This is a genomic window from Phocaeicola fibrisolvens, assembly GCF_025567125.1.
GTDB classification, from domain to species: Bacteria; Bacteroidota; Bacteroidia; order Bacteroidales; family Bacteroidaceae; genus Phocaeicola; species Phocaeicola fibrisolvens.
Genome location: NZ_JAOQJI010000024.1, coordinates 47707 through 57968, shown reverse-complemented (window position 1 = coordinate 57968; position 10262 = coordinate 47707). Strand labels below are relative to the sequence as shown.

The following is a 10262-nucleotide window of genomic DNA, read 5'->3' as shown; positions in this document are numbered from 1 at the left end:
GCATCTATGAGGTTCTTCAAATTCTCGGAATATCATTGACGGACAAAACACACTTTAGTGACTTGTTCGACAAATCGAATTTCAAAAATGTCAAAGACCGATATGGTTCAAGTGAACCGAATTTATTTAACTTTTAACCTTGTCCATTTTTAGTGGACAGTAGTGGGCTTGATTATAAAAAGAAAGAGTCCGGCATAAAACCGGACTCTTTCTTTGAGTCTCTATGATGCAATATGATGGATCTTAGGGTTAGAATCCCAGTCCGGCTGCGTGGTTGAGTAGGTCGTACACTCCACTGCAAAGTCCCAGGATGATGACTCCAATGAGGCAGATGAACAATCCCGTACGGGCTAGGGCCGGTGTACGGAAGGTAGCAATCGGCGTATCGTTGGGAGTGATATACATGGCTTTCACAATCAGCAGGTAGTAGTAGAGAGAAATGATGGTGTTCACCAAGGCCAGGAATACTACCAGCCAGTGGCCGCTGTGGAAGGCAGAAGCAAATACGAAGAATTTGGAGAAGAATCCGGCAAACGGCGGGATTCCGGCCAAAGAGAACAAGGCCAGCGTCATGAGGAAGCTCAGGTGTGGGTTGGTTTTATAGAGTCCATTGTACGCGCTGCGGTCTACTTTTCCTCCGGTATGTTGTTCAATGACACTGATTACACCGAATACAGCCAGGTTGGCAGCGATGTACACTACGAGGTAGTACACCAGTGAAGCCATTCCCTGTTCGTTTCCTCCCAATACGGCCAGCATGATGTAGCCGGCCTGTGAGATACTACTATAGGCCATGAATCGTTTCAGGTCTTCCTGCAGGATGGCGAAGATATTGGCAATGGTAATGGTCAGTACGATGACGATGCTCAGCAGCAGACTCCAGTTGGCCACCATCTGTCCGAATACTTTCACTAGGATGCTCATCAGTGCAAAAGCAGCTGCACCTTTGGAGATGACAGACAGGTAGGCCGACACTGTGGTTGGAGCTCCCTGGTAAGTATCGGGTGTCCACATGTGGAACGGAACCAAGCTCAGCTTGAATCCCAGTCCGGCAAAGAAGAACACCATGGCCATAATCTGGAGCGGTGTGCCGGTCAGTGCGGTCGTTACATCGGCAAAATAAGTGGTTCCGGTAGTACCGTACACCATAGAGATACCGTACAGCATCAGGGCAGAAGAGAACATGGAGTTCAGAATGAATTTTGCTCCGGCTTCGGCACTGTGATGACGGAACTTGTCGAAAGCCACCAGACAAGCCATCGGGATGCTGGCCAGTTCCAATCCTACATAGAACAGGATAAAGCTTCCGGCGCTCACCATGAAATACATTCCCAGCAGCGTACTCAGGGTCAGCATGTAGAATTCACCGGCTTTGTGGCGGGTATCTTCGCGTGACAACCATTCGCCCGACTGCAGGAACACGAGCAGGGTACCGGCGGTCAGGATGGTTTTTACGATAGATGCCATTTGAGTGGCATGATACATTCCTCCGAATGCTTCACCGCTGGTCGGAACGATGTTCAGGGCCAGTTGTACGACCATCAGCACGCAAGCCATGTACTGGAGCGGCTTGTGGCTGGGCGTCTTCATAATCAAGTCGGCCAGCAGCATGAGGAGGATGATAGCGACCAGGCTTATTTCAGCCTGCATAGTAAATAATTCGCTCATATAATTTCTTTTTATTTATTCGGGTTATCGGATAAGTTGGCTGATAATAGGTTCTACGCTTCCGCTGATGACGTTGCTCACCCAATAAGGAGCAAGTCCCAGTCCGGCTACGGCCACAATCAGGCAGATTACAGCCAGACGTTCGTCCCAGGTGGCATCGGTCAGTTTCAGGTGTTCCGGGTTATGGCAGGTGCCATACAGGATTTTTCCGACCACGCGTAGGATATACACTGCCGTAATCACAATACTCATCGTAGCGATGACGGTGCAGGTGCGGTGGAACAAGTCCGGATTCTGGAAAGAACCGACGAAGACGGTCATTTCGGCAATGAATCCGCTCAGGCCCGGCAGACCCAAGTTGGCCAGACCGGCAATGACATAGCCGACAGACAGGAACGGCATGATTTTCATCAGTCCGCTCAACTGACGGATGTCACGGGTGTGGGTACGTCCGTAAATCATACCGATGAGGGCGAAGAACAGGGCGGTCATCAATCCGTGGCTCAGCATCTGCAGGATGGCACCCGTCGCACTGACGCGGGTCATCATCAGCAAAGCAAACAACACCAGTCCGCAGTGGCTTACGGAAGAGTAGGCGTTGATGTATTTCAAGTCGGTCTGTACCACGGCACTGAAGGCACCGTATACGACAGAGATGGTCGTCAGCACCAGGAAGAAGTCACCCCAAATGGCAGCTCCGGTCGGCATCAGGTACATGGCGATACGGAAGCATCCGTAACCTCCCAGTTTCATCAATACACCGGCGTGCAGCATACTTACGGCCGTCGGGGCAGAAGCATGACCGTCGGGGCTCCATGTATGGAAGGGGAAGAGGGCGCCCAGTACACCAAATCCCAGGAAGACCATCGGGAAGAAGATGCGCTGCATCTCGGTCGGTATCTGGTGTTTCACGATTTCTAGAATGTTCATGGTTTCTGCGCCGGCTCCGTAGTAGATGCCCAGGATACCAATCAACAGGAAGGCGGAACCACCCATCAGCATCAGGGTCAGTTTCATGGCGGCATATTCCTTGCGGCCGCTTCCCCATACACCAATCAGCAGGTACATCGGAATCAAGGCTACTTCATAGAACATGAACATGGTGAACAGGTCGGTAGAGATGAAGAAACCGAATACACCGGTGCTCAGCAGGGTGAACCACAAGAAGTATTCCTTGGTGAGCGGCTTCAGTTTCCAGGAGGCAAATGTACCGGTAAATACGATGATGGAACTCAGCAGCAGCATGACCACCGAGATACCGTCTACTCCCACCGAGTAGCAGATGTGAAGCGGGGCATACCACGTGATGCTGTCCATGAAAAGCATCTCAGTCGTGGCTCCGGCATGGCGCTGTCCGATATAAGACACCGTGAGGTAGGCGGCAAGCACCAGCAGGATGGACGAGCCAGCCACCATCACTCCTCTGACCTGATTGACGTTGCGGGCAATCCACAGTCCCAGCAGCATCAGCAGAGGTATCAATACGAAAAGACTTAATATATTCATACGTTATAGATTCTTCTTTGTTAGTTCAGCAGCAAGATGATTGTCAGTACAATAATACCTGCCAGGAAATAATGAGTGTACGTCTGGATTTTACCATTCTGTATCGGCTGTACGGTTTCTCCAGCGGCGTTGGTGCTCCATGCCATGAAATTCATGAACTGGTCGATGACGTGGCGGTCGAACCATGCCAGCGGAGTGGATACGCAGCGGAAGATGATTTTCTTGGTAACGAACAACCAGATCTCATCCATGTAGAAGCGCTTGTAGGCTGCACGGTGCAGGGTACTGAAGCGCTGTGCCAGCATCTCGGGTACAGGCTGTTTTTCGCGGGCATACATCCAAGTGGCCAGGGCGATGGCGATGACGGCAATGACGATGCTGGTGCCGGCTACTCCCCAGTCGAGGTGAATGTCGTAGGCATGTCCATTGGAAGAAACGAAGTGTCCGAAAGGAATGAATCCGGCTACGATGGTAACCAGTGCCAGGAACATTAGCGGGAAAGTCATGGCCAGCGGACTTTCATGCGGTACATGATGTGCATGCAGTTCCTTGTTTTCCTTGCCCCAGAAGATGCAGTAGTACAGACGGAACATATAGAAAGCGGTCATTCCGGCGATAATCGTCATAATCCATCCGATGACCGGGCTGTACTGGAAGCAGGCCGTCAGAATCTCGTCCTTGGAGAAGAATCCGGAGAACGGAGGAATACCGGCGATGGCCAGGCAGGCAATCAGGAAGGTGATGTGGGTAATCGGCATGTATTTGTGCAGGCCGCCCATGGTTTCCATTTCGTTGCTGTGTACGGCATGGATGATGCATCCGGCACCCAGGAAAAGCAAGGCCTTGAACATGGCGTGAGTGAACAGGTGGAACATGCCGGCCATGTAACCCAGACCGCCTTCGTGTGGGTCGGCTGCGGTGCAGACACCCAGTGCCACCATCATGAAACCAATCTGCGAGATGGTAGAGAAGGCAAGTACACGTTTGATATCACTCTGTGCGCAGGCTACGCTGGCTGCGTAGAAGGCAGTGAAAGCACCTACCCAGGCCACGATGTGCAGGGTGTGAGGCGCATAACCGATGAACAGCGGGAACATGCGGGCTACCAGGTACACACCGGCTACCACCATGGTGGCGGCATGAATCAAGGCAGATACCGGAGTCGGACCTTCCATGGCATCCGGCAACCAGATGTGCAACGGGAACATGGCACTCTTACCGGCACCACCCACGAACATCAGTCCCAGTGCGAGGGGAAGTACCATTCCGGCCTGCATCAGACGTTCCGTGCCCGGAGTGAAGGTAAAGGTCTGCATGTAATATCCGTAAATCAGGATACCGATTAGGAAGCCCAGGTCGGCAAAACGGGTTACGATAAACGCTTTCTTGCTGGCGGCAATGGCTTCCGGTTTGGTGTAATAGAAACCGATGAGCAGGTAAGAAGACACACCCACCAGCTCCCAGAACACATACATCTGGAAGATATTGGTTGCAACGACCAGTCCCAGCATGGAGAAAGTAAACAATGACAGGAAGGCGTAATACCGCTGGAAACCGACCTCTCCTTTCATGTAACCGAAAGAGTAGATGTGTACCATCAGGGAAACGGTGGAAATGACCACCAGCATCATGACGGAAATCGGGTCCAGCAGGATACCCATGTCAATATGAAGAGACGAAGTGAACGGCAGCCATTCAATGTTCCACGGAGTCAGCGTGGGGTAGAGGCCTTCCGCAGTACGTGGAGCCGTGAAATAGCTGAATGCCGTCAGATAGCTCAGTACGGCTACCACTCCCAGTGAAAGTGTGCCGATGGCGCCCGCTACACGATGAGGCATTTTCATGCCGGCCAGTGCCAGGAGCAGGAAGCTCAGCATCGGGAGGGCAAGTATCAGAATTGTATAATCCATAAGCAATTTAATAATGTATAAGAAAGTTATCCTTTCAAATCGGTTATATCATCGGTAAGCACCTGTTTCAGGTTGCGATACACATTAATAATGATGGCAATGGCCACGGCGGTTTCGGCTGCAGCGATGGCTATTCCGAACAGGCTGAAGAAATGCCCCTCCAGTTGCCCGGGGAAAAGATAACGGTTGAATACCGCGAAATTGATGTTGGTCGCATTGAGCATCAATTCTACTGAAATCAGCAGTGCCAGCAGGTTCTTGCGGGTAAAGAAACCATAGATGCCGCAGAAAAGCATGACGGTGCTGATGACGAGGTAGTGAACTACATGAATTTCTATTTCCATAATTTTACTGTGTTATTTTTCTTTGCGTGCAATCAATATCGCACCAATCATACAAGCTAATAACAATACGCTGACGGCCTCAAACGGCAGGACGAACTGGTATTTGTCGGTACCAATCAACGCGTGTCCAATCTGGTCGACTGGAAGTTCCACTCCCTGTGGAATCAAGTTCAGGGCAAATCCGTTGGTCATGACCAGGAAGAGTACCAGTACAGCTCCCACCACGGTGGTAATCAGTACGCTGATAAGTTTGGCCTGGTTTTGTTTGTATTTCATATTCTTGTCCGACTGGGTCAGCAAGATAGAGAACACATACAATACCACGATACCTCCGGCATACACCATCAACTGGACCGCACTCAGGAAGGTGTAGCCCAGGATTCCGTAGATGGCGCCTGTGCCGAAGAGCACGAACAGCAGGTAAGTGGCTGCACGCAGAAGTCTTCCTGTAGTGACAGCCAGAATGGAGCTGACGATGATACAGGCACCTACGATATAAAATACGATTTCTTGAAGTGATATATTCATATCCGTTTCGTTTTATTTATTTCTTGTTCAGTGTCATTACGAGTTTTTCTTTCTGGAACACCGCATTCTCGAAGTCGTTCGTGAATCGGATGGCGTCGTGCGGGCAGGCATTGACGCACAGCATGCAGAACATGCAGGATCCCAGGTTATACTCATATTTCACCAGTACTTTTTTCTTTTTGCCGTCTTCGGTTTCCCGCATTTCCGTGGTCAGGTGGATGGTTCCGTTCGGACAGTTCATCTGGCACAGTCCGCAAGCAATGCAACGGTTGTTTCCGTTCTCATCGACCGGCATTTCGAGCATGGCTCTGTGGCGTTCCGGAATATGGAGAGTCGTGTGGCGGTTTTCCGGATATTGTTCGGTTATCTTCTTCTGGCAAAACACCTTCATGGAGGTACGCATACCTACCAGCAGGCTCTTTACTCCACCGACATATCCTTTCAAATATTCTTCCAATGCATTCATATTCAAAAAAATTTAATCAAAATGTCAGGCCGCATACTTTGCATACGGTCATCAGTAACAAAACCACCAGTGAAAGCGGCATCAAGTATTTCCATTCCAGTGTCAGTACCTGGTCGATACGCAGGCGCGGGAAAGTCCAGCGAATCCACATCAGCAGGAAGACGATGAGGAAGGTTTTTCCCATAAACCAAACAAATCCGGGGATGTAGTCCATCACCAGGTTCAACCCGTCGAGACCGGCAATGTGCAAAGGCATCCATCCGCCCAGGAACAGGGTGGTGGCGATACCGGCTGTAATGAACAAGTTCAGGTATTCGGCTAGATAGAAGAACCCGAAGTGCATACCGGAATATTCTGTATGGTATCCGGCTGTCAGTTCCTGTTCTGCTTCTGCCAAGTCGAACGGGCCACGGTTGGCCTCCGCATTACCTGCAATCAGGTAAATGATGAACGCCATGATGGCTGGAATGTGTCCCTTGAAAATGTTCCATCCGTTGGCTTGACCCTCTACAATGGTCTGGATGTCCATGGCACCGCTCATGACCACCATGGTCAATACGCTGAGGCCGATGGAAAGTTCATAACTGATAATCATGGCACCACTTCGTACAGCACCAATCAGCGTATATTTGCTGTTACTACTCCATCCGGCCAGCAGGATACCCAGCACGCCGATGGAAGAAGCTGCCAGCACGAAGAAGATACCGATGTTCATGTGCAGGATTTCCCCTCCTTTGTTCCACGGCAAGCAGGAGAAGGTAAGGATAGAAGCCAAGATGACGAGGAACGGAGCCAGGTTGTACAGAAAATGGTCGGAGTTCTTCAGGCTGATGATTTCCTTGGTCAGGATTTTCAACACGTCGGCTGGAACCTGCAACAGTCCGCCCTTTCCTCCTACACGGTTCGGACCGATACGGCACTGGAAAGCCGCACAGACTTTACGCTCCATATAGATAAGGATGATGGCCAGTACGGCGTACATGACGAGAATGAACACGCCGACCACGAGGCCTTCAAGGGTAAGTGCCAGCCACTCGGGCATCAGGCCGCACAGAAAGGCATGAATCTGCATGAGCAGCGGGCTGAAATTATAATAATCTAAAAACATATTTCTTTTAATTTTTCAGTTTTACTGTGATGATTGTCCACTTGTTTCATCGGGAGATTATCGGTCAATGTCGGGAATGACAAAGTCGAGTGTACCTCCAATGGCAATTAAGTCCGCAATCTTTGTTCCGCGGCAGATTGTATCCATGGCATGTACCAATGGAATTCCCGTAGAGCGATAGTGCAGACGGTAAGGCACCTTGTCTCCGTGGCTTTCAAGCACTACGTCGAATTCTCCACGGCTGGTTTCTACTGAGGAAGTGAACACGCCTTCCGGCAACTTGATGATGGGTTTGGTCTTTACCCGGAATTCACCTTCCGGAATATTGTCAATCAGCTGTTCGATGATGTGGCAAGATTCCATGATTTCATCCATACGTACCATATAACGGGCAAAGGAGTCTCCTTCTGTATAAGTGATTTCCTTGAAGTCCACTTTGTCATACAAAGCATACGGATGATGCTTGCGCACGTCGTTGGCCCATCCGGAAGCACGTCCGGTACCTCCTGTACAGCCCAGTGAGATGGCATCCTCCTTTGACAGGATTCCCACGCCTTTCAGACGGGTGTCGGCGATGACGTTGGAAGTGAAGATGTCGTGATAATCTTGGATAACACTGCGCAGGTGTTTGATGAATTCTTTTACTTTCTGTTGGAAAGTGGGATGGATATCAGCCTGCACGCCACCAATCATGTTATAGTTCTGAATCAGACGTCCTCCAGTGGTTTCTTCAAAGATGTCCAGAATCATTTCACGTTCACGGAAACCATAGAAGAACGGAGTCAGTCCACCCATATCCATTACCAGGCAAGAATAGAACAGCAGGTGAGAATCGATACGTTGCAGTTCGTCCATGATGGTACGGATATACAAGGCACGTTCCGGGATTTCGATTCCAGCAGCCTTTTCGATGCACATACACAAGGCGTGGCGATTCTGATGAGCACTCAGGTAATCTAGACGGTCGGTCAGTGCCAGCGTCTGTGGATAAGTCAGGCTTTCGTTCATTTTCTCGATGCCTCGGTGGATGTATCCCAGAATCGGGTCAATTTTACGGATGTTTTCACCGTCGAGTGAGGTACGCATACGCAATACACCGTGAGTAGAAGGGTGCTGCGGACCGATGTTTACGACGAAGTCATCTTCTCCAAACACAACATTCTTGTGTCCCTCGAGTGTACCGTCCGGACGGAGGAAGTATTCGTCGGTAAGGTCGGCATTCTCTTCATTGTCCATCTGCAGCGGATTGGAGTTCATGTCATAATCCTTGCGCATTGGATAGCCTTTCCAGTCTTCACGCAGGAAGATGCGGCGCATGTCCGGATGGTTCAGGAAGACGATGCCGAAAAAGTCGTACACTTCACGTTCTTTGATGAGTGCCGTTTTCCACAAATCGCTGACAGTCGGTAAAAATGCCTTTTCCCGGTCGGCTGCTACTGATTTGAGGATGATTCTAGCTCCTGTGTGCGTAGATTCCAAGAGGTAGAGCGCTCCCAATCCCTCTTCTCCCCAGTCCATTCCTACGATGTCACGCAGGAAATCCATAGATTCCTCTTTATCGTCATGCAAGGCTTTGGCCGTGGCATGCAGTTTGTCTGCCGGTATTTTGATCACCGTTTCGCCAGCCTGACTGATTTCCGCTTCAGGAGTAATGCGTTTTATTTTTTCAATTTCCATTTGTATTTCTTTTTTTACTTGGTTGATTCCTCTTTTTCTTTTCGGTTGACGCCTCCTAAGAAACGTTCCACTTTGATTTTACGTTGGAGTTGCATCATTCCGTAGAAGAAGGCTTCCGGCCGTGGAGGACATCCCGGAATATATACGTCGACCGGAATGATTTTGTCAATACCGTTTACTACGTGATAGGATTTGATGAACGGACCACCGGAAATGGTACATCCGCCTACTGCTACCACATATTTGGGTTCGGCCATCTGGTCGTACAGACGCTTCAATACCGGGGCCATCTTGTAAGTGATGGTTCCCAATACCATGATCATGTCTGCCTGACGAGGAGAGTTTCGGGTTACTTCAAATCCGAAACGGGCCATGTCATAGCGGGCTGCTCCCAATGCCATGAATTCGATGGCGCAACAACTGGTACCGAAAGTAAGACTCCACAGAGAGTTGCTACGGCCCCAGTTAATCAGTTCGTCTACTGTTCCCAATACGATGCCTGCACCGTCCATGTTCAAACGGCGCACCATGTCTTCCAGATAATCATTGTTCTTGAAGTCCTCATACTTCATAGAACGGATGGAGGTGGCTTTTTTTACTTCCATTCAAGAGCTCCTTTCCGCCAGGCGTATGCCAGGCCTAAAATTAAGACAACCAAGAAGAATCCTACACTGACCAGTGCATATACTCCTACCTGACTTGCCACTACGGCCCATGGGAAGAGGAACACCGTTTCGATGTCGAACATCAGGAACAGGATGGCAAACAAGTAATAGCCAGCTCTGAATTGTACCCATGATTGTCCGCGCGTGGGAATACCACATTCATACGGTTCTCCTTTCTGTGGGTTGAATGACCGTGGAGCAAGTAATCTTGCAATGGTCATCGCCGCAACGACAAGAACGACAGCTGTCAGAATAACGACAATAATAAATGTAAAAAACATATATCTAAGAATTTTTGATGATACATAAGTTGATATGGTTTCCGATACATTAAACCTCTGTTTATTAAGAATGTGTTCGGATACTTGTGCGAATGAATCTTAGATAGTA

General features: G+C 49.7%; 10 protein-coding genes and 1 pseudogene. 1 reads left to right on the top strand and 10 read right to left on the bottom strand.

The window, feature by feature from the left end:
- Window positions 1–137 (top strand): annotated as a pseudogene (locus tag OCV81_RS10855) (IS4 family transposase); the annotation flags it as partial.
- 112 nt (window positions 138–249) lie between these two features.
- On the opposite strand, the gene OCV81_RS10850 reads toward OCV81_RS10855, so the two are convergent.
- From OCV81_RS10850 to OCV81_RS10805, 10 genes are read right to left on the bottom strand one after another with little or no spacing between them, the layout of a single operon-like run.
- On the bottom strand, window positions 250–1668 hold the full coding sequence (locus tag OCV81_RS10850) for an NADH-quinone oxidoreductase subunit N (RefSeq protein WP_148330023.1): 1419 nt from the start codon (window positions 1666–1668) through the stop codon (window positions 250–252).
- 24 nt (window positions 1669–1692) lie between these two features.
- Window positions 1693–3174, bottom strand: coding sequence for a complex I subunit 4 family protein (locus OCV81_RS10845; protein WP_148330022.1), 1482 nt, complete (start codon window positions 3172–3174; stop codon window positions 1693–1695).
- 20 nt (window positions 3175–3194) lie between these two features.
- Window positions 3195–5084, bottom strand: a complete 1890-nt coding sequence (gene nuoL / locus OCV81_RS10840) for an NADH-quinone oxidoreductase subunit L (RefSeq protein WP_148330021.1) — start codon at window positions 5082–5084, stop codon at window positions 3195–3197.
- Between the two features lie 26 nt (window positions 5085–5110).
- On the bottom strand, window positions 5111–5428 hold the full coding sequence (gene nuoK, locus OCV81_RS10835; protein WP_007557857.1) for an NADH-quinone oxidoreductase subunit NuoK: 318 nt from the start codon (window positions 5426–5428) through the stop codon (window positions 5111–5113).
- Window positions 5429–5440: 12 nt separating this feature from the next.
- Window positions 5441–5956, bottom strand: a complete 516-nt coding sequence (locus OCV81_RS10830) for an NADH-quinone oxidoreductase subunit J family protein (RefSeq protein ID WP_148330020.1) — start codon at window positions 5954–5956, stop codon at window positions 5441–5443.
- A gap of 16 nt (window positions 5957–5972) precedes the next feature.
- On the bottom strand, window positions 5973–6422 hold the full coding sequence (locus OCV81_RS10825; RefSeq protein ID WP_148330019.1) for a 4Fe-4S binding protein: 450 nt from the start codon (window positions 6420–6422) through the stop codon (window positions 5973–5975).
- Between the two features lie 16 nt (window positions 6423–6438).
- The gene (nuoH, locus tag OCV81_RS10820; RefSeq protein WP_148330018.1) at window positions 6439–7530 is read right to left on the bottom strand and encodes an NADH-quinone oxidoreductase subunit NuoH; all 1092 of its coding nucleotides are present in this window, start codon (window positions 7528–7530) and stop codon (window positions 6439–6441) included.
- Between the two features lie 57 nt (window positions 7531–7587).
- On the bottom strand, window positions 7588–9207 hold the full coding sequence (locus OCV81_RS10815) for an NADH-quinone oxidoreductase subunit D-related protein (RefSeq protein ID WP_148330017.1): 1620 nt from the start codon (window positions 9205–9207) through the stop codon (window positions 7588–7590).
- A gap of 14 nt (window positions 9208–9221) precedes the next feature.
- On the bottom strand, window positions 9222–9812 hold the full coding sequence (locus OCV81_RS10810) for an NADH-quinone oxidoreductase subunit B (RefSeq protein ID WP_022354997.1): 591 nt from the start codon (window positions 9810–9812) through the stop codon (window positions 9222–9224).
- Window positions 9803–10153 carry an NADH-quinone oxidoreductase subunit A gene (locus OCV81_RS10805; protein WP_022354996.1) on the bottom strand — a complete coding sequence of 117 codons (351 nt, stop codon included), beginning with the start codon at window positions 10151–10153 and terminating at the stop codon, window positions 9803–9805. The genes OCV81_RS10810 and OCV81_RS10805 overlap by 10 nt, the downstream gene beginning before the upstream one ends.
- Window positions 10154–10262 lie beyond the last annotated feature (109 nt).